Genomic DNA, 19846 nt, shown 5'->3' with positions numbered 1-19846 from the left:
CTTTGCATCACCAGCAGCGGTTTCTAACCGCTGAGGTTATGAGTAGCAATTTAGGTTAAATCTAGTAAAAGTCTAAGTATCGATCGTTGCCTTTTAAAATTTGGCACGATCGTCCCAGGAGTGAAGATGTATGCGGCGCAGAGAAGTAATTTTGGCAGGTTTTGGCGCGATCGGGTCGATCGCTTATGGTTGTCGAGACGGACAATCGGGCGAACGATTTGCCCAGTCACCAACAGAAATATTACAGGCAACTGCCGCCCAAAAGACTGGCACAACCGATCCTGCTCGGTATCTCCAGCAGTTATCAGCACCAAAATTCCAACCCGGTCACACCCTACCCCGATTGAGTCGATTTGGGTGGACGCTGCCTTTTGAAGCTAGAGTCGAACTCGCAGATCGTTGGGGCTACGCGCTGGAATGGGGTAATTATGCCACGATCGAAGGCGTACAAAAAGCACTCGCCGATCCTAAAAGCGATGAAGCTAAAGTCATGGCTCTAGCTGCTTCTCAACCAAATCGGTATCCGCTGGCAGTCATTCTCAGCCGCGACTTGCCAGCCACGCCCAAAACTCTGTGGCTGCATAACGATCTCGGCGAATTAGTCGATGGTCGCCAAATCTGGAGTCCAGAGGCTCCAGTTGAGGCATTAAAAGAGTCAGCGCGGCTTCGCGCCGAACCATTGCGGATGATTCGCCAAAAAGCCCCAATTGCAGTGGTTCTTAATGGTGGCGAATATGGTCTTCAGGTCTTAGGCGGAGTTCAAAAATTTGCCGCCCAAGATCCCAAGGTCGTCGCCGCTAAGGGCAAGCGTGAGTGGTTCGATTATATTTCCGATCGCAAAGCGTATCAAGAATCCTTTATCGCTAAAGCCGTCCGTCAAGCCGTACCGAATCGTCGGCCTTATGTTTATTATCCGGCTGATAGCAATCCTCATCACGATCGCTATTGGGGCTGGCGAGATTGGTGTTACGACTATAAATACATGAGAAATATTACCGACTACCCCAGTAGCTCGACCTATTTTAAGGAGTTTAATAGCGGATGGACTGGTAATATGGATATTCTCACCGAAGTGCTCAACTCTGTGGGTCAACAAATTAAATTCGGCGATCTGCTTTCTTATAACTGGGTTTGTAGTGGATGGGTACGCGCGGATAAGAGTCCTGTCTTCGGCGAAATCGATCGCTATATGGGTTTCTTGAAGTGCTACTACATGACTGGGACGATCGGCTGTATTGCGGGGTATTTCGATCGGCCCGAAGGTGATGGATTTGCAGCTTCATTCGATGCCGATCGTCCACCAAACTGGCTCCAGCAGATAGTTGTATTAGGTCGCGTTCATGCTTTATTCAGTTATTTAGAAGATTACCTCCGCCAAGGAGATTTGCTACCTGGCCCAATTAAACATATTTGGTCGAAAGATACGCCTGCTTATGAGTTCCCCAGCGCAGATCCCGATGTTCGCGTCGTGGTTCGCAAGCACCGTCAAAAACCAACCTGGTCGATGGTGGCTTGGGCTGCGGCTGGAAAGTCTCGATCGGCAACCGTCACCATTCCGCAACTAGGACGCGTGGAATTAATCGCTCGTCCGACTGGCAGTACTTATACGGCAAAAATTGTCGATAACCAAATCAAATTAACCTGGATCGATCGACAAGAAATTCAAGTTTGAAATTGGTAAATATTCGATCGATTTTCATAATTACTAATTCACAAAATCTAAAAACCAGCAGCAGATTGCTTTTAGCATCTTTAGAGATCGAAAATCGATCCTACAATCAAAAGTATGAACAAAACTTTTATCGACCAACTATTTACATTCCTTGGGACTCCCTACGGAATTATTCTTGTAGCCTTCGGTTTGCTGGCGATCGTTAAAGCTACCAAGGATCGACCTACTGGATGGCTATTATTTAGTTTCTGTTGTTTTGCAGCGTCACTTAATAAGTACAAAGATCAATGGATTCGAGAAGCACCACAATTAGTGTTCCCGCTACAACAAATTCGGGCTTTTGGTAGGCCATTAGCAATTGTTTTGCTCATTTTACTACTGCTACTGGCATTCCAAACCCAAAGCAATTGGCGGCGATGGATAATTCCGCCAGCAATTAAATATTTAGCCTACGTACAGGCTGCTATTTTCGCCAAGACGATCCTCTATGGCGACCAAGAATTTGCCATTATTTCGGCATTGACATTTGGGGGAATTTTAGTCATGCTCCAGCGGGGGCCAGGAAGATGGCTGGCAGATGACAAAAATTTCCATCTGGCAATTAAATCGATAGCTGTAGCAGGCTTAATTTTTGTCGTTGTCAATACCTATCAATATATCCTTAATCCTCAAGCTATTACTTTTACCCAAGGTCGTTTTCTAGGAACTACAGGTAATCCTCAACACGCAGGCGTACTATTAGCGGCAACAATTCCGTGCTTAATGTTTTTGATTCAAGGTATCCCAAACTGGACTTTTACTAAAAATTTCTGGAGCGCACTACTGCTGGCGACGATTTATTTTCTGTTACTTAGTGGTTCGCGAACAGGGATTCTGATGGGTGTGGTTTCAATTTTATTCTTTTATAGAAATAATGGCAAAGCTTGGTTTCAAGTAATATTATTTCTGGCTCTAATTGCCGCTATAGTAGTGCCGTTCTTACAGCCAGAAAATTTAAGTGCGTCATCAACCGGGATCGGTACAAATGTGAGCGATCGCTTTACATCTACCAGCAATACTCGTGAAGTTGTCTGGAATGGACTGTTAGAGACTTTTATGAACAACATATTATTCGGAGCACCTCTCGCACAGGGCGGTCGATTGGGTTATGGTGAAAACTCTTGGCTTTCTGTGGGTGCTGCCCTTGGTTTAGTCGGATTCATTCCGATGGTGATGATGGGATGGGAGTCTGTGAAGATGATCTTGCAACTAAATCAGTTAGCTAATCGAAATTCATATTATTTTTTCCAGAGTAGTGCGGTAATTGCTGGATTAGGATCGTTGCTAGTTGGTAGTTGTTTTGAAGCGTTCTTATTAGGGAATATTACATTTTCGCTGCTAGCATTCTTGACTTATTTGATGATGGGTGGCTATTTACTCGAAGTCGATCGATTCCGTACTTATCATGCCAGCATTGAAGAAGAATACGTTGAAGATGTTGGGATATATCAGTGAAAATTTTACATGTAATTCCTTCAGTCTCTCCGGCCAGAGGGGGAACGAGTCGAGCGGTTTTAGATATGGTGCGCGCCTTAGTAGCTAGCGGCATCGATGCTGAAATTGCTACCACTAACGATGATGGCGATAATCTGCTCGATGTGCCACTAGGTAAGTCTATTATCTACGATCGAGTTCCGACTTACTTTTTCTCTCGCTTCTCGCCCCAATTGCCAGCAGTACGAGAATTTGCATTTTCAGGATCGTTTACAACTTGGTTATTTCAAAATATTACCAAGTACGATCTAATTCACGTTCATGCCTTATTTTCCTATACTTCTACCGTCGCAATGTCGCTCGCTCGGCTTAAAGGTGTGCCGTACATCACCACGCCACACGGTCTGTTGTGTGAATGGTCGCTCCAACAAAGCGCGCAGAAAAAGCAAGCTTATCTCAAGTTAATCGAACGAGCCAATCTCGATCGCGCTCGTGCCATCCATGTTACCTGCGAGCAAGAACGGGATGATGTTGCTGCTTTAAATTTAAAATCGCCTACCTCGATTCTCCCATTGGCTCTAACCGAGATGCCAGTGGCAATCCCCGATGCTGCCAATCTCCTGCGGCAAAGTTTGAATTGTCCCGCAGACGAACCGATTATTCTATTTTTAGCGCGACTGCATTATAAAAAGGGTCTAGATTATCTAATTCCCGCGCTCTGTCAGCTCAAAGATCGCCGTTTTACTTTGGTAATTGCTGGGACTGGTACGCCAGCTTATGAAGCCGAAATTCAGGCTTTATTAAAAACTACTGGGATCGAAAACCGCACTCGGATGGTGGGTTTTGTGGAAGGAACTCAAAAAGATTTATTAATTCAAGGTGCCGATCTATTTGCCCTCACCTCTCACTCCGAAAATTTTGGGATTGCTGTTTTAGAAGCTTTAATTATTGGTACGCCCGTTTTATTAACCCCTGGTGTCGGTTTGGCTAGTGTCGTACGCGATAACAATCTCGGTTATGTTGCAGATTTAAATATCGATGCCATCGCGCAGGCTCTCGATCGACATTTAAGCGATCCCTATCGATCGAAATTGATGGGAGAACGCGCGCGCCAATTTGCGATCGCCAACTATGATTGGGATAAAATTGCTGTAGATCTGATTCGAGTTTATCAGGAGATCGCGATCGTCGCACCAGATGGTCTGACTATCGATCGCCAAAATATTGTGTGAGCTAGACAATTACAGATGAAGATCGAATCTATTACCCCACTTATTTTAACTTATAATGAAGAGCAAAATATCGATCGAACGCTTCAACAACTGACATGGGCGCGGCAAATTATTATTATTGATAGTTTTAGTACCGATCGAACTCTAGATATTATCGCCGCTTATCCTCAAGCAAAAGTCGTTCAACATAAGTTTGAATCTTTTGCCAATCAATGTAATTTTGGACTATCGCAAATAGAATCTGAGTGGGTACTGTCTATCGATGCAGACTATACTCTCAGTCAAGAACTGATTGATGAAATATCGGCTTTGTCAGATTCTATCGATATTAATGCTTATAGTGTTCCGTTTAAATACTGTGTTTATGGCAAGCCGCTACACGGTACTTTATATCCAGCTCGGAAGGTTTTATATCGCAAAGATAAAGGTACTTATGAAAATGACGGTCATGCTCATCGTGTAAGCATTAATGGTGAGGTTAGATCTCTCAAACATGTCATTTATCATGACGATCGTAAACCCCTCAGTCGGTGGTTGTGGGCGCAAGATCGGTATATGGTTATCGAGTCTAAAAAACTGTTAGAAACGCCCGATCGCGAATTGAGTTGGGGCGATCGGATTCGCAAGCGCAAAGTATTGGCTCCATTTATTATTTTAATCTATTGCTTGATTGTTAAAGGTGGGATTCTCGATGGTTGGCAGGGTTGGTACTATGCCTTTCAAAGAATGCTAGCCGAATTGTTGCTATCAATTCATATTATCGAAGCCGAGTATCTGCGCTAGAGCTAACTTACATCTTTATCTGCTGCTAAAACAGCATCGGGGATCGCAGCGATCTTTCGCTGTTTAATCGGTTGGGCGGGATTTCCGGCGTAAACTGTCATCGGATCGAGCGATCGACCTGTGACGCTGCCCAAACATAGCACGGCACCATCGCCCACTGTTACTCCCGGTCCGATCGTCGCTTTAGCGGCAATCCAGCAACCTGAGCCAATGTGAATGGGTAAATCTTTGAGATCGAAAGTAGGGCTGCTCCAATCGTGATTGCCAGTACACAGATATACACCTTGCGATATGCAGGTTTGAGTATCGATCGTTACCATTGCGACATTATCGATCCAACAATCTTCTCCCAGCCAGACAAAATCGCCAACGACTAACCGCCACGGAAATTTAATCTTCAACCCTGGTTTGATGCGTACCCCTTCACCAATCTGTGCGCCAAACCAACGGAGTACGGTACATTTGAATCCAGAACCGACGATCCAATGGCTCTTAACAATCGGTAAACCTAAGTAATACCAAGCAACCTGCTGCCACAGCGGCGCACCAGGAGAATATTGACCCACAGTATATCGATCTAATCGCATAGTCGTAATTTCCTCACCCTAATTTGTTCGCAGATATTAATTATCCCCGATAAGATTTGATTCGGGGTTAGTAGACAGAGTTGATGGGGGAATAATATAGTAAGATGTCAAAATCTAAGAAGTATATCGATTTTTCGGTAGCTTAACCCCCCTTTTCCGCTCGAAGCCTGGTGTTAGCACCAAATTTTTCATCTTGACAGCACAAAAGCAGCCAGAAAGTTGTCGCGAATTTTAGTTGTTTATCTAAATAATCGGGGTACTATATTTATAAATCTTCTGTAATTCTGACAGTTTTAGACCGATCGATGAAAGATGTATAATCCGATTCATTGACTACCTTGGTTCGATCTGCCGTGCAACAAGACTGATGAAAAATAATGGCTGCATTTATTAAGCATTCCTCCCCACAAGTTAGCGATATGCCTTCCTCTACCAAAATCGATATCATTCAAACTCGTCCGATTCCCTGGAAAGATTATCCTCTTGTTGAAGAACGTCAAGATAGTGAGCTTCTGAAAAAATACACCCCGATCGACCTCAAAATTATCAATCAGTTTTTTCCACCGGATTATGCGGCTACAGGTCAGCTAATCGAAGAATTAGCTCATCATCTCCGACCTTTTGGGCGGGTAGAGGTGTTTACCAGTCAACCCTCTTATGCGTTCGAGCGAGATGATTCGCCTCGGACAGAAAATCATGAGTCTTTAAGGATTCGCCGTTCTCAAGCAGCTCGCTTTTGGCCCCAACGGATTCGGGGCAAAGCTGTTGCTGGCGTAATATTCTTCATCCGTACCGCGCTGCATCTCCTCCGTCATTCCAAGCAGCAGGGGATCGTCGTCCTGACTACCGCACCGCCATTTTTGCCGTTACTTGGCTATCTACTCAGCCGGATCTGCAATATTCGTTATGTGTGTTTGCTGTACGATCTGTATCCAGATATCGCGATCGAGTTAGATGTCATTAAAAAACATCATTGGTTAGTCAAGGTTTGGAACCGCTTAAACTGTCTGACCTGGCAACATGCTGAGGCAATTATCGTCCTCAGTGAGAATATGAAAGAGCGGATTGTCGCCAAACAACCAGGCATCGAGGACAAAATTACCATTATTCCGAGCTGGGTCGATCCCGAACAGATCGTCCCCAGACCAAAGCATGAGAATTGGTTTGCACGGGAACACGATCTAGTCGAACCGTTTACAGTGTTATATTCGGGCAACATGGGTCGGTGTCACGACATGGACACTCTTTTCGATGCGGTGACCCTCCTACGAGATACGCCGATCCGGTTCGTGTTTATCGGTAGTGGTGAAAAGCGCAAGCAATTTCAGCAGTCGGTGACGGAGATGGGTTTGACAAATTGTTTGTTTTTACCTTATCAATCCCGCGAAAATTTACCTTATTCACTGACAGCTTGCGATGTCTCGATCGTTAGTGTCAGTGCGGGGATGGAAGGCTTAGTCGCTCCGAGTAAGCTCTATTCGGCGTTAGCATCCGGTCGTCCGATCGTCAGTATTTGTCCTGCCAATTCTTATCTAAATGGGGTGTTTGCTGAAGCTAATTGCGGCACTACCGTGCGGAATGGGGAGAGTCAAGAGCTAGCGGCATATCTACATCGGTTGAGTCAAAATCCTCGGATGGCGAGCGAATTAGGTCGATCGGGTCGCGAATTTTGCCGCAAAAATTATACTTCTGAAAAAATTGCCAGAGATTATCTGACATTATTTCAGTCGATCGAATCGGTCGATTGTCAGCAGCGCGCGAAACGCGCATAGCAGATCGCGATCGACGATGAACAAAAAGTAGTAGGGGTAACTCATGAAGCGGTATCTGCTAAGGCAGAGGCTTCGCCAACGCAGCCGGGAGGTTTTCTCCCGGATTATGCGAGACAGCGACGCATCGAACGGGAGGTTCCCTCCCGTTTGTGTGCGTCAAGACAAGACAGCGGCGGTTTTATTCGGAGGGAACCTCCGAATAAAAAAACCGACAAGACATTACCCCTACTACTTTTTGTTCATCCACCAGCTACCTTGACAAAATTAGCGAGAATTTGCAGACCAGTTGTAGAAGACTTTTCGGGATGAAATTGCACTGCCATCACGTTATCTTGAGCGATCGCGGCGGTGACAGTTTGGGTGCCATGAGTAACGGCGGCGGCAGTAGTTGATGGCGAACTCGGATCGACATAGTAAGAATGGTCGAAGTAGACCCACGCAGCGGTGTCTATTTGCTCCCACAACGGACAAACTGACTGAACGAACTGAATTTGATTCCAACCCATTTGGGGAATGGTTAGATGGGGTTCTGGCTGGAACTTACGGACGATGCCAGGAATAATGCCTAAGCCAGCTTGTATTCCTTCATCGGATCGATCGAATAAAATCTGTAATCCCAGACAGATGCCTAAAAATGGTTTGCCGCTGGCAATAATATCTTTGAGGGGTTGCTCTAAATCGCGATCGCGAATTTTCTTGACGGCGGGATCGAATGAGCCGACTCCTGGTAACACAATTGCATCGGCACTGGCTAATTCTGATGGGAGATGGGTAATTAACGGTTCGGCACCAGCATGTTGCAAGCCTTTGCACACTGAGTGCAAGTTGCCCATATCGTAGTCTACAACGGCAATTTTTAGCATGGCACAGAAGCGGTTGCTGGATTTAAACTATATTCGGCACGGAAGTTGGATTTGGATCGGGAAGCTGGGGACGAACGCACAGGTAGTATAAGCCACCAAATAACGGAATTAAGGAGATTATTTTTACCAATTGAGGGTTGCTAAAATTCCGGCGATCGATATCGTCGTTAATTAGTACGGGTAGGAGTAATGACAATAAGCAAAAATCTAAACTCATGACGTGAATGAATCGATTAGTTTGCCATTGTTGGCTAAAATCGAGCCAATCTCCTTGACCGATCCCGTAACCGAGCAGGACGATTGTAGCGATCGTTAAAGCGATCCCCAACCACCGCGAATCAACTACCTTAATGATACCACGACGCGCGATTCCGTCCACTTGCTGTCGTTGGCGTTGGCGAAGCCTCTCGTTGGCGTAGCCTCTCGAAGAGAAGAGAAGCCTCTTGGAACAAGAATCGCTTTGAGAGCTAGAATTGGGTACTCGTAAGGCGAGGTAAGGTAAAATGGCAAATGCACCAACGCCAAAAGATGCCGCACAAAATAATCCAGCACGGAGTTTTTGTGTTTTACCATCGATTAACATTAGACAAGCATAGATCGCAGGTAAAATTCCCATCAGATTAAATAAAGCTACGATCGCCGGATTTATGTCTTGCCATTTACCTGTCGAAAGATCGATAATTAGTTGCAATGTATTCGCTCTATCTGGTGGTGCTAGGAAGAATGCATATCCCACAAATCCCAACCACAGCAATCCAAAAATAAGTTTATTCATTAAATTAGGCTTTAGGTTTTAGGTTTTAGGGGAAAGGGGAAAAACACATACGTCTTACTTCTTACTTCTTACTTCTTACTCCTTACTCAGATCGATCCTGACTGATAGCGGCTGAGATGTAGTCAGCGGCTGATTCTACTAGAGCGATCGCATCTTCGTACAGCATCCTTTTGGGGCCTAATAAGCCGACACTACCAACCGGGATCGAATCTTGATGATAGTTAGTAGAAATTAACGTACAAGCTTGCATTGGCTTGAGCGGATTTTCGGTGCCAATCCTAATTTCGAGTTTAGATTGTCTGGATTCTAATGAAGATGTCGCGCTAATATTTGGGGAGTTAAGATGTGGATTAAATATCAGTTCCCAAATTTTATCTTGTTCTGATTCCAACAAATGCAATAATGTTTTGACTTGCTGTAATTGTGAAAATTCTGGTTGACCTAACACTTCCGATATGCCCCAAATCATAATTTGGGATGAATGAATTGGTTTGGCTTGTCGAGATAAATCTACAAATAAATTGCTAACTAAATCTACATATTGCTGAAATTGGCGATCTAGTTCGCTCCAGTCTAATTTTAATACTTCTAATAACGATCGGCCGCGCAGTTTACTATTTAAGAAATTTGATAATACCTGTAATTCTCGATCGAACAATTCTTCATCGAGTGTGGGTAAATCTTGTGGTTGCTGAATCGAGATCGATTGGGTTTCATAAGAATCCCAAACTACAATGACCATCATTTTACTAGCTTCCGATCGCACGATCTGAATGTGCTTGACTGTCGAACGTCGCGATTGGGGTAGTGTAATCATCGTAATGTAGCCGCTAAGGCTGGCTAATACTTCTACCGCACCTCGCAAAATTGCCTCGACACTCCAGCCATCACCATCGAGTTTATCAGCTAATAACCCTTCTACTTGACGACCGATCGTTGACGATGGCTGAATCAATCGATCGACATAAACACGATAACCCGAATCAGATGGAATTCTTCCCGCCGAAGTATGTGGCTGATACAAAAATCCCGCTTTTTCTAGTGTCGCAAATCCATTGCGAATCGTTGCTGGACTGATGTTTAAATTGTATCCGTCTACTAGCGTTTTCGAGCCAACAGGTTCGGCGGTAGAAATATATTGGCGGATGGTTGCTCGCAAAATCTGTTGATGACGCTGATTTAGATCGAATGACATAGCCTAATACCGCTGTGCGGAATTACGAATTATGGTAGCTCTATAGTAAACGAGAGGTACTTTGCCAAAAGTTAGTTCCTCGCAAATTTTACCGCAGGAGCATTGTAAAATTTGAATGAATTATAACCGATCGATCTCATCTAAGAGACAGAGCGATCCCCATCAGGAATACTATCGTAACCGATCGCGGTCGCTGAGATCGAAGTTTGACTAATATCTAGGCAAATTGGGATCGACATGATGGCTGTAGGCATCGATGCCGCCGATAATATTGCTAACTTGGGTAAAACCGCGCTCGACTAGCCACTGACACATTTGCGCCGATCGCATCCCATGATGGCACAAAACGAAGGTTGCGGTATCTTTATCTAAACGGGTGTAAATATCTGGCGACCAATCGGCGTATGCTCTCAATGGTAGGTTGATAAACCCCGGTAGCGATACTACCTCTAATTCTTCTGGCTCTCGCACATCAACAAACTGATACTGCTCGTCGGTATCCGCAAGTTTGGTAGCGAGTTCGGTTACAGTGATTTCAGTAAAAGTCATCGATTTATGGCTGATGAATAAGGCTAGTTTACCGTTAAATATTCGATCGGGGATTACAGATTTACTGACTACTATCTAGAACATCTGGTAAATTACGCTGTCTGATATACAACCATAATAAACCGAGCGTGCCGATCGCGATGCCGACTAAACTGACAACTTGCGAAATTCTGAGCGAACCAAGCATCAAACTATCCGTTCGCAAACCTTCAATCCCAAATCGTCCGATGCCATAAGCAATTAAATACACTAAAAATAGCGAACCTGTTTTCAAACGATGGTGGCGATTATTGTCGATAAAAAACCACATTAAGATCCCAAATACTATTAAATTCCACAAAGATTCATATAAGAACGTCGGATGAAAATAATCGCGTTCGGTGGGGATATATAACTTCCATGGTAAATCCGTCCGGGAGCCATAAGCTTCGGAATTAAAGAAATTGCCCCAGCGACCGATCGCTTGCCCTAGAGCCAAAGAAGGTGCTACGATATCTGCTAATTGCCAAAATGAAATCTGCTTGAGCTTGGCAAAGATAATTGCAGCGATCGATCCACCAATAATCGCCCCATAAATCGCGATTCCACCTTCCCAGATTTTGATAATTTGGTCTGGATGTCGAGCGTAAGTCTGCCATTCAAAGGCAACATAATACAGACGCGCGCAAGGAATTGCACCCAATACCAACCAAATCGAGAGATCGGCGATCGATTCGGGATCTACCTGTCGCGATCTTGCCAAGCGCATCGATAAATTGACACCGATTAAAACTGCTGTGGCAATTAATAATCCATACCATTTTAATCGCAAACTACCAATCTGAAAAATCTCTGCTCCTGGCGATACAAATGTCCACGCTAATATCGATCTTACTGAGTTAAAGCTATTAGTAATCGAGTGAGCCGGAGTAAGATCTTGAAGGGTGGAAAATAAATTTTCGATCCCCAAAGTCGGCAAATTCATCAATTCAGCTAACATATGCGATTGGGGGATAGAGGATACTAAAGATCTGAATTTGTTAATAACTCATCGATATGACGCTCGGCTTCATTATCGATAATCCGTCGCGGCTGCGGATCGGTACCGATATATTCAGGGGCGAATTTGTCCCAGGCGGATGGTGCATCGACGGGTGTTGGTGTAGATCGAGAGGCGATCGGTTTGACTTCGATCGGGTAAAATTGTCTGGGTAGGGGCGGGTGTTCCGCGCGATCGGGTAAAGTTAAGATCGGCGGAGCTGATGGCGGTTGAGGGATACCCACTCCAGGCATAAATTCTTCATCTTCCACCCATTCTTCCCATACTTCACCATCGCGATCTACAGACAGATCGAGATCTTCATCCGGCTCGATTTCTAGAAGTGGGGACGGAGATCCCCCTGTCTTTATTGGCAATTCCACCGGAGCGCGATCTGTGTTTGAATGCATCGATATACTTTCGAGCGCACTTGGTGGTAAGACAGTCAAAATTGCCCGAATTTGATGTAAATAATCTCGAACGATCTGATGGGTGTTATTAATGCGATCGAGATGTAATTGTTGCAGTTTGAGATAATTGGGGCTATCTGCAAGCAAATTTTTACTCACTTCATTTTCGACACTTCCCGTCAGCAGATCGATTTTGGTACGCAGATATTCACAACCCTCAGACTGAATCTGCTCCAGATCTTCAGTGATGCGGGTAGTGATATCTAATTCAATTGCCGATTGCACGACTAGAGTCAAAGCTTCGTGAATTTTTCCGGCTTGCAGTTTTTGGTGAAATTCTTGGCTGGAAATCATAGTGTTTGTGTAACAGGATTCACCAGTAATTACTCAGATCGTAGCTCAGTTCTGCCAGCATCGATCGCAATAACGGTAAGCTCAGACCGATAACATTGCTATGACACCCCTCTATTTTGTCAATAAAGGCACTCCCTTTGCCTTCTAAGGCAAAACCCCCCGCACAGACTAACGGTTCGCCTGTGGCGATATATGCCTGAATCTGAGCGTCAGTGACTCGACCGAAGTAGACTTGAGTAATGCCACACCGGACGACAGTTCGCTGCTGGATTTGGTCGATTAATACGTGTCCGGTGTATAGTGTACCCTGATTGCTATGCATTTTTTGCCAGCGTGCAAATGCAACGGCAGGGTTTGGCGGCTTGCCAAAAATTTCCTTGCCGACAACAAATACCGAATCGCAACCTAATACTAGCGAATCGCTAACTCGATCTAAAACAACTTCGGCTTTGCACCGTGCTAATGTTTCCACCAAAGCCACCGGATCTGTTATTTGGATCTGAGATTCATCAAAGTCACTCACGCAGACAAGCGGATTAATCCCGATGCTTTGAAGCAGTCGTCGTCGTGCGGGGGAGGCAGAAGCCAAGACAAAATTAATAGTCATAGTTGGATGGCTGGTGGCTGGTGGCGATGTAGATCTATGCCACGCTGAAGGAATTAATCACTTCACCGAAGACCTTTTTCATTTTCGCCCACCGTCGATCGGTAGTCGAGGCATTAAATGTAAATAATTTCCCGCGACTGACAACCACACTGGCAATATTGTGGCGATGGCTGGTGGGTAATTTAACATCATATTCGAGGATGTAATAAGTTTTCCCCTTCGCTTCATGACTTTCGGCACTAATCAATTCAGCTTCCCGTCCCGATCCTGGCGGTGCGATCGCATTTTTGCCCAGTTTGTCACCGACATCGGAAGCAGTACCTAAATCGCTAAGTTTTTTATCTTTATCGACTTGACTAATGACGACGCTGACATTTTCACTCGATTCGATCAAGTCGTGAAAAATAATATCCGCGCCCTTGGTAGTTTTGACGGCTACCCAACCATTGGGATAGAGAAACTTGTAGCCATCGCTAGTATCGACATAACCTTGCAATCCCGCAGCTTTGACGGGTGCGACATTAATTTGTAAGACGATCGCCAGTGCCAGCATTAATGACACGGTAGCTTGTTTCCACATAAAATTCTTAATTTAATCGCAATCCTTATCGGTAATAATTATAGACTTACTTGCGAGTAACGCTGACGATTCCCACCCGATCGCTACTGACTAATCTTACTCGCTATCGATCGATTCGCCTGCATATTCCGGCTGGGGGAAGGAATTAAGCTGCTGTTGGCGCATTTTATCGATCGTGCCTTTAATCGTACCCGCGATCGGCACGGAGACAATGATGCCCAGTAATCCAGCAATTTGTCCGCCAGCCAGCAAACAGACTAAAATCGCGATCGGATTTAAGCCGATAAATTCACCCATCAGTTTGGGAGCTAATAAGTTATCTTTAATTTGTTGGATGACGATTGAGGCAATTAACACCGAAACTCCCAATCCAAAGTTTTTCAGCATAATCAAAATCGTTACCAATCCGATGCCCAGACTCGCCCCAATAAACGGAATTAATTCGGCAGCCCCGATAAAGATTGCAAAAGACAACCCAAATGGTACTTGCAGGAAAAAGAAAGTCGGTGTCAGAACCGATGCCATAAACGTGCCTAAAAGCAACTGACTGATAAAAAAGTTTTGGAAATTTAGCCGTAATGACTCACTCAGTGGTAGCTTAATGCGATCGGGTAAAAGTGAAACGATACCGAACCATAACTTATCGCCATACAACAGCATATAGATCGATAACACGATCGTCGCTAAAGTATCGACCGCCCCTGAGAGCGTACCGACTGCCAAGCCGACTACTTCTGCACCAATAATTTGTAATTGAGTATCGATTTTGGCATTAATCTGACTCCGCAAGACATTAAAATCGAGTAATAATCCCTTCCCTTTACCCCATTCCTCCCACGCATTAATATTTTCATTACTCGCCCGAATCCACTCTGGTACCTGCTTGACTAATTCGGTAGTTTGTTCGAGTGCATTGGGAACTACCGTCACACCTAAAATAGTTAATAGGGCGATCGTCGTTAACAAAACTACCACGATCGCGGGTAATCTCCGAAAGGAAATGCGTTCGAGAATTCTAACTGGGTAATTGAGTAAAAATGCGATCAGTGCGGCAATTGTCAATACCGTAATCAGGTGCTCGAAATATCTAAAAAACTGCGATAGCACCCACACATTGAGTCCAATAACTGGGAATCCTAAACCGATAATTGCTAAATTTTGAAGATTGGTTGGAAAACGGCGCATTAGGGATCGATCGGCGATAGCTCATTCACTAGTTTAAGCGACTATCGACATCTAAGACTAGATGGGAGGTGGGAGATGGGAGGTGGGAGTAAGGAGTAAGGAGTAAGGAGTAAGAAGTAAGAAGTAAGAAGTAAGAAGTAAGAAGTAAGGATGATTTTAGATTTTTTTATTGAAAGTCTCCCAGTCTCCCAGTCCCCCAGTCCCCCCGTCCCCCCGTCCCCCAGTCCCCTAACCCCTATCCCCTGTTCCCTACCCACTCGCGAAGATCGACAACTAGTTCATCATCAGAGCTTTGATAGAGTGGACTATTGGTGTCTTTATTAATGGTTTGTAATAGAGATCGAACTGCAACTTTGGGATCCTTGCTTGATGGTAATAGATCGAAAATTTTGGTTCGATCGTCGCAAGGGGTATTACTATCTGCTAAACCACAAATTATAAACCTACCTGTTTTGGGAGAGCGTCCAGTTTTGAGATATTTTAATTTACCATTTTCCCAAGCCTGTTGGAATTTGTCAGAAACTTGTCTACAGGTAGTTTTAGGATTTTTGATATGCTCTGGTGTCCAATGAATTAGTTCGCTAGTTTTGCCACTAGGGTATTTGACAACGGTAGAATATATTTTGGTTTTGGGGTTTCTAGAACAATCGAACACCACACCAGAGCTAGCTCGAACTGGAGCCTGGGGGATAACTACTAAACCTGCGACAGGCGATAAACTAGCGATGACAACTATTCGAGATACATTGGCGATCGACAAACGCATATATTAGAGATTGGTCGGTTTAATCCAGTATGATAAAGTATTACCAATCGCGATCGCTATAAAAACCAACACTAATGGCACTAAATAACTATAACTAAATAATAGCCAGCCAATGCCAGTACTGAGGATTGTCGTACCAACAGCAATAGGTACTAATCGACGACGATTCGCTCCGCGAAGGAAAATAGACGATCCACTCAAACTAGACCAGAGTAAGATATAAATTGTTCCAGTCAGATCGTCGATTGGGGATAGTAATGTTTGGCGCAAGATTTGTTCTGTGGCGATCGCATGTGTCATGATGGGTGAAGATCGATCTTTTCCCGCTCCGACTAGGAGAATTTTATCTTTCAATAGATCGGGTTTAATCGTTGTAAGTTGACTGAGATTAATCCGTTCGATCGATTTTGCTAAATGAGGATTTAAAATAAAGGATCTAGGTGGATTTATTCGGCGATCCTTTTTGGTAACATTCCAAGCAAGAGCGATACAATCTTTACCTGTTTGAGGTGTATAATTCATCGTTGGGGGTAGATTGACACAGTTGAAGCTGACATTTGGTCGATCCAGAAAGCTACTATGTTGATTTTCGATTTTGAGATCTACCCCAAGAGCTGAAAATGGAACTTTGGCTAAATCTTGCAAAAGCGTTTCGCTAGATATATATTCACCATTGGGAATTACTCGCCCATCATCTCGATCGTCTCGATTGCTAATATCGATGACTACGACACGAGACTGATTTGGCATCATCGCAACTTGGGCGATCTGAAATTTGTCTAGTATTAACTTTTCTAAAGTTTGGATGGGTTCGATAGGTTTTAAGCCTAGAGTGATGCCTGTTGATAATAATGAAATACCCAGCCAAGCTAGAGGTAGATGTTGGGGTTGTGCGAGCCAATCTCTTACTTTTGCGAGCGGTTGAGGGGTGGGTAAATCCCACCAAGATCGAGATAAATATTGCCAAACAACTCGATCGCTATTAGGATTGTGGAATAGCATTGGCAGCCAGCTTTCAAATTCATCACTGCGATCGCTTCCAGGCTTCAACCTTGCTCTAGCATACTGAAATGCTGTGGTAAATAGATTTCCCTTGCTATAGGATTCGAGTAAGTCTCGACAAAATTGTTGGGCTAATAGATCGGGTATCTGCGATCGCATCACAATTAGATAGGGAATATTTAGATCTGTTAATTCCTGAGCCAAACCTAAACCACTACAGCAATTGAAGATGGCAATCTGCAAACCTCGATCGACAGCCTGCTTTAAGTCTGTTTTAATCTTATCGATCGAGATCGGTGTATTTCGATCTAGATAAATAGTGCCCAAAGTTTGACTACTACCATCTAAGTCTAGCTCGATAGTTTCACCATGCCCGCCAAAAAATAGAATGTCTATCTCCTGTTGAGCGAGCCGATTGGAAATTTCTAATGCCGATCTAGGTTGACAAGATCGTACATGAGCGCGAGGCTGTTTGAGAGCTGCCAAATCCTTGGCTAAATCTAATTCTGGGGCATTTCCCCAAATAGCTAAAATATCTACCCTGCCATTTGGCTGAATCTTTCGATGGGAATTGGTTTTGAATTGTGGCTTGCTAAAAAACTCTACACATCGATCGTAAGCAGTGAAAAAATCCCATCGATGCCAGGGTAATTGCCATAATAATAGATCGTCGGTAATAATCGCGATCGAGATCCGATCGTCAGCATTTAGATCCGTGCGTAATTGAGCTTGAATCTTGGTATAAAAATCACCTTGATTCAACCAATCATTCAGAGCCGTCGTCAATTTATGCGTAATTTGATAAATGTCTTGAATTGAAAAGTGGGTAGGAGTCGCCGCCGCAAATTTCACCCCGCGCTGCCCTCCTCGCCGCAAAGAAGCCTGATATAGAAACTGCCATTCTCCATAGACATTTTTTAGATTTGGAGCTGCGAGCAGGCTCGTAGCAGCTTCCCAGGTATATTTCCCATTCCGCAATTCCACATTCACCGATGGAAATCCCACATCCAAACTACCACTACCCAACCGCAATATAATTTCTTTCATAATCGTGGTATTTCTTAGGCGATAAACTTCTCGATGTGACTTGCGCCATCTAATTGCAACTGAATATTAAAAGTCGTACCCACATCGCAAGTAAAAGTCGGAAGCTGAATTTGAAAATCATCACTGCGAGAAATTATCGCTTGAAGTTCTTCACCCTCATCGGTAATGTAACTAAGCTTGAGTTGGGGTGGCAAAGTTGGTGTATTTGGTGCAGCGTGAATTTGAACTGAAATAACCATCTCATCCGTGACTTGGGGATTAATCCCAATCAGCATGATGACATTAGTTTGATGCAGTTGATATTGGAGATTGATTAATTTTGCACGTTCGATTGACATACTTCGTACAAGAGCTAATTCGCTCCCCATTATATGCTGAAATAGATCCCATCCTCTACCTATCGCCTGACTAAATTCGCGATCGAGCCAATCACCAAGCTTCATTGGTTGCATCTGGTTTAGATCTAAATTAGCAATTTGCAACCGTCTTTGATAAAGTTGCTCGCGGAGATTATTGCTACTCAAAATTGCTGCCCAAGTAGTAAAGTCTAGATCGAGACGCGGTGAATAGGCAGAAACATAACTAAGCCTGTCGATCGCATTCATAGACAAATCTAAATTGAGACTATCTAGAGTTGGGACGATCGTCATTTCTTGCAAATCGAGAATTTGTGCCATCCACAAAACATCAAGATTAGAAATCGTCAGATCGGTACTAATACTATAAGTTCGATCGAGTGAATTATACGTCCCAGTTTCTCGCAAAGTGCGGTGAGAAGTATAACCCCAAATATTCATCAATCGCTCTTCCAAATCGATCTGGATACCTAAATAATAATCACCCATCCAGTTTGGGATATCCACCCATTCTTGAGGCACTCGCAATTCTTCTCGATCGAGTCTGTCGCTTGGTACTAATATCAATCGTCGATTGCCAATTGTCAAAGCACAACCATTTACCACATCCCACATCGAAGCCATTTGTGCGGGTAAAAATGTTGGCGTACTCTCAATTCCAATCTCTGTCAGCCATGCTTGGGTTTTTTCAAGACAAAGCTGATTGATTAGGGCATTTTCTTGGGCGGTAACATTAGAATGTGTCTGCGAATGAGTGGGTAATAATTCTCTGTCAGCTAATGATAGCCAAATTGTTTGAGATTCCAGGGTGTTAGTAGATATCATAATAGGAATATAAGATTAACTTGTTTTGTTTGCAGTTATTCGATCGATGAAGATTTTTTTACCGCAGAGACGCAGAGGGCACAGAGATAGGCTTATGTTACGCTTTCGCCTTAATGCACAGTTTTAGCTACCGAATCATAATTTTCAATCCTTCGATTGCCGCACCATCGCTCTGAAATTGCATTTCCCAACGAGACTGAACTCGATCGACAAAAACATTCAAATCCGTATCCATCAGCACCCGCAACAAATCTGGGTAATATTCCTGACAAAGAGAAATAGAGTGAGTAACAATTTGCTGGAGTTGCTCCGAAGACAAAGGTGATACTTTATCCCTACTGTGGCGATAAATATCCTGAGCTAAAATAGCTAGAGTTTTGTCATTATTTCGCTTGACAGTAGTTTGATGAGATTGAAGTTCCTTTCCTGCTTCTGTCTGAGTGAGAGCCAATCCATATAACAATAATAGGATTCGATCTCGATCGATCGGTAGTGCCTGTAATAGCCCCACAACGATCTGTTTGACTCGATCGATCTCACGCTCGTATTCAGCGACGATCGCCCGCTCTAGAGGCTCCTGAGTGCCAGTCAGCCGATCTAGGATCGTATCATCAGCTATGCCCAAAGGTAGATCGAACGAAGTTACTCGTAACCTATCATAATTGCGAACCGCCTTCCCCAACTCATCCAGATAACTAATAATCTCGACATCATCCAACGCCAAAACTTGCCGTTGACGATAGAGAGCGAGGATTTCCGCATAGTCAGCGGCTTGAGGATTGCTCGTATCAAATC

At 44.0% G+C, this 19846-nt stretch carries 19 protein-coding genes; 5 read left to right on the top strand and 14 right to left on the bottom strand.

All coding sequences use genetic code 11. The annotated features are described in order from the left end of the window. The first annotated feature begins 130 nt into the window (after positions 1-130). The 4 genes from RMO79_RS12565 (at position 131) to RMO79_RS12550 (ending at position 5160) form a co-directional block, all read left to right on the top strand. Positions 131-1672, top strand: a complete 1542-nt coding sequence (locus RMO79_RS12565) for a hypothetical protein (RefSeq protein ID WP_310483506.1) — start codon at positions 131-133, stop codon at positions 1670-1672. Positions 1673-1786: 114 nt separating this feature from the next. Next, positions 1787-3166, top strand: a complete 1380-nt coding sequence (locus RMO79_RS12560) for an O-antigen ligase family protein (RefSeq protein WP_310483505.1) — start codon at positions 1787-1789, stop codon at positions 3164-3166. Next, positions 3163-4377 carry a glycosyltransferase gene (locus RMO79_RS12555; RefSeq protein WP_310483504.1) on the top strand — a complete coding sequence of 405 codons (1215 nt, stop codon included), beginning with the start codon at positions 3163-3165 and terminating at the stop codon, positions 4375-4377. The genes RMO79_RS12560 and RMO79_RS12555 overlap by 4 nt, the downstream gene beginning before the upstream one ends. 15 nt (positions 4378-4392) lie before the next feature. Continuing rightward, a complete protein-coding gene (locus tag RMO79_RS12550; RefSeq protein ID WP_310483503.1) occupies positions 4393-5160 on the top strand; it encodes a glycosyltransferase family 2 protein in 768 nt (255 codons plus the stop codon). 2 nt (positions 5161-5162) lie between these two features. On the opposite strand, the gene RMO79_RS12545 is transcribed toward RMO79_RS12550, so the two are convergent. Next, positions 5163-5747, bottom strand: a complete 585-nt coding sequence (locus tag RMO79_RS12545) for a WcaF family extracellular polysaccharide biosynthesis acetyltransferase (RefSeq protein WP_310483502.1) — start codon at positions 5745-5747, stop codon at positions 5163-5165. Positions 5748-6124: 377 nt separating this feature from the next. Between RMO79_RS12545 and RMO79_RS12540 the strand changes: the two genes are divergently transcribed. Further along, complete coding sequence (locus tag RMO79_RS12540; protein WP_310483501.1) at positions 6125-7519, top strand: glycosyltransferase family 4 protein; 1395 nt, start codon at positions 6125-6127, stop codon at positions 7517-7519. 239 nt (positions 7520-7758) lie between these two features. Here RMO79_RS12540 and hisH read toward each other — a convergent pair whose 3' ends face one another. The 13 genes from hisH to RMO79_RS12475 all read right to left on the bottom strand — a co-directional run. Further along, the gene (gene hisH / locus RMO79_RS12535) at positions 7759-8382 is read right to left on the bottom strand and encodes an imidazole glycerol phosphate synthase subunit HisH (protein ID WP_310483500.1); all 624 of its coding nucleotides are present in this window, start codon (positions 8380-8382) and stop codon (positions 7759-7761) included. A 22-nt stretch (positions 8383-8404) separates the two neighbouring features. After that, the gene (locus RMO79_RS12530; RefSeq protein ID WP_310483499.1) at positions 8405-9157 is read right to left on the bottom strand and encodes a DUF2834 domain-containing protein; all 753 of its coding nucleotides are present in this window, start codon (positions 9155-9157) and stop codon (positions 8405-8407) included. 82 nt (positions 9158-9239) lie between these two features. Then, positions 9240-10352, bottom strand: coding sequence for a heat-inducible transcriptional repressor HrcA (hrcA, locus tag RMO79_RS12525; protein WP_310483498.1), 1113 nt, complete (start codon positions 10350-10352; stop codon positions 9240-9242). A gap of 210 nt (positions 10353-10562) precedes the next feature. After that, positions 10563-10901 (bottom strand): rhodanese-like domain-containing protein, encoded by a 339-nt coding sequence (locus RMO79_RS12520; RefSeq protein WP_310483497.1) that lies wholly within the window; start codon positions 10899-10901, stop codon positions 10563-10565. A gap of 61 nt (positions 10902-10962) precedes the next feature. Further along, a complete protein-coding gene (gene lgt / locus RMO79_RS12515; RefSeq protein WP_310483496.1) occupies positions 10963-11880 on the bottom strand; it encodes a prolipoprotein diacylglyceryl transferase in 918 nt (305 codons plus the stop codon). Between the two features lie 23 nt (positions 11881-11903). After that, a complete protein-coding gene (locus tag RMO79_RS12510) occupies positions 11904-12683 on the bottom strand; it encodes a hypothetical protein (protein ID WP_310483495.1) in 780 nt (259 codons plus the stop codon). 19 nt (positions 12684-12702) lie between these two features. After that, on the bottom strand, positions 12703-13290 hold the full coding sequence (locus tag RMO79_RS12505; RefSeq protein WP_310483494.1) for a nucleoside triphosphate pyrophosphatase: 588 nt from the start codon (positions 13288-13290) through the stop codon (positions 12703-12705). A gap of 34 nt (positions 13291-13324) precedes the next feature. After that, positions 13325-13870, bottom strand: a complete 546-nt coding sequence (gene psbP / locus RMO79_RS12500; RefSeq protein WP_310483493.1) for a photosystem II reaction center PsbP — start codon at positions 13868-13870, stop codon at positions 13325-13327. A 96-nt stretch (positions 13871-13966) separates the two neighbouring features. Then, complete coding sequence (locus tag RMO79_RS12495) at positions 13967-15055, bottom strand: AI-2E family transporter (RefSeq protein ID WP_310483492.1); 1089 nt, start codon at positions 15053-15055, stop codon at positions 13967-13969. 235 nt (positions 15056-15290) lie between these two features. Further along, positions 15291-15821: a COP23 domain-containing protein gene (locus tag RMO79_RS12490; RefSeq protein WP_310483491.1), complete on the bottom strand. Its 531-nt coding sequence runs from the start codon at positions 15819-15821 to the stop codon at positions 15291-15293. Positions 15822-15824: 3 nt separating this feature from the next. Then, positions 15825-17870: a hypothetical protein gene (locus RMO79_RS12485; protein WP_310483490.1), complete on the bottom strand. Its 2046-nt coding sequence runs from the start codon at positions 17868-17870 to the stop codon at positions 15825-15827. A 14-nt stretch (positions 17871-17884) separates the two neighbouring features. Continuing rightward, positions 17885-19051: a DUF1822 family protein gene (locus RMO79_RS12480; RefSeq protein ID WP_310483489.1), complete on the bottom strand. Its 1167-nt coding sequence runs from the start codon at positions 19049-19051 to the stop codon at positions 17885-17887. A 127-nt stretch (positions 19052-19178) separates the two neighbouring features. Then, the coding region (locus tag RMO79_RS12475; RefSeq protein ID WP_310483488.1) for a hypothetical protein at positions 19179-19846 on the bottom strand (668 nt) is incomplete at its 5' end.

It is taken from the genome of Chamaesiphon sp. VAR_48_metabat_403, assembly GCF_031422475.1.
GTDB lineage: Bacteria > Cyanobacteriota > Cyanobacteriia > Cyanobacteriales > Chamaesiphonaceae > Chamaesiphon.
The sequence above is the reverse complement of the archived record's forward strand: the minus strand, read 5'-3'. Positions and strand labels throughout refer to the sequence as shown.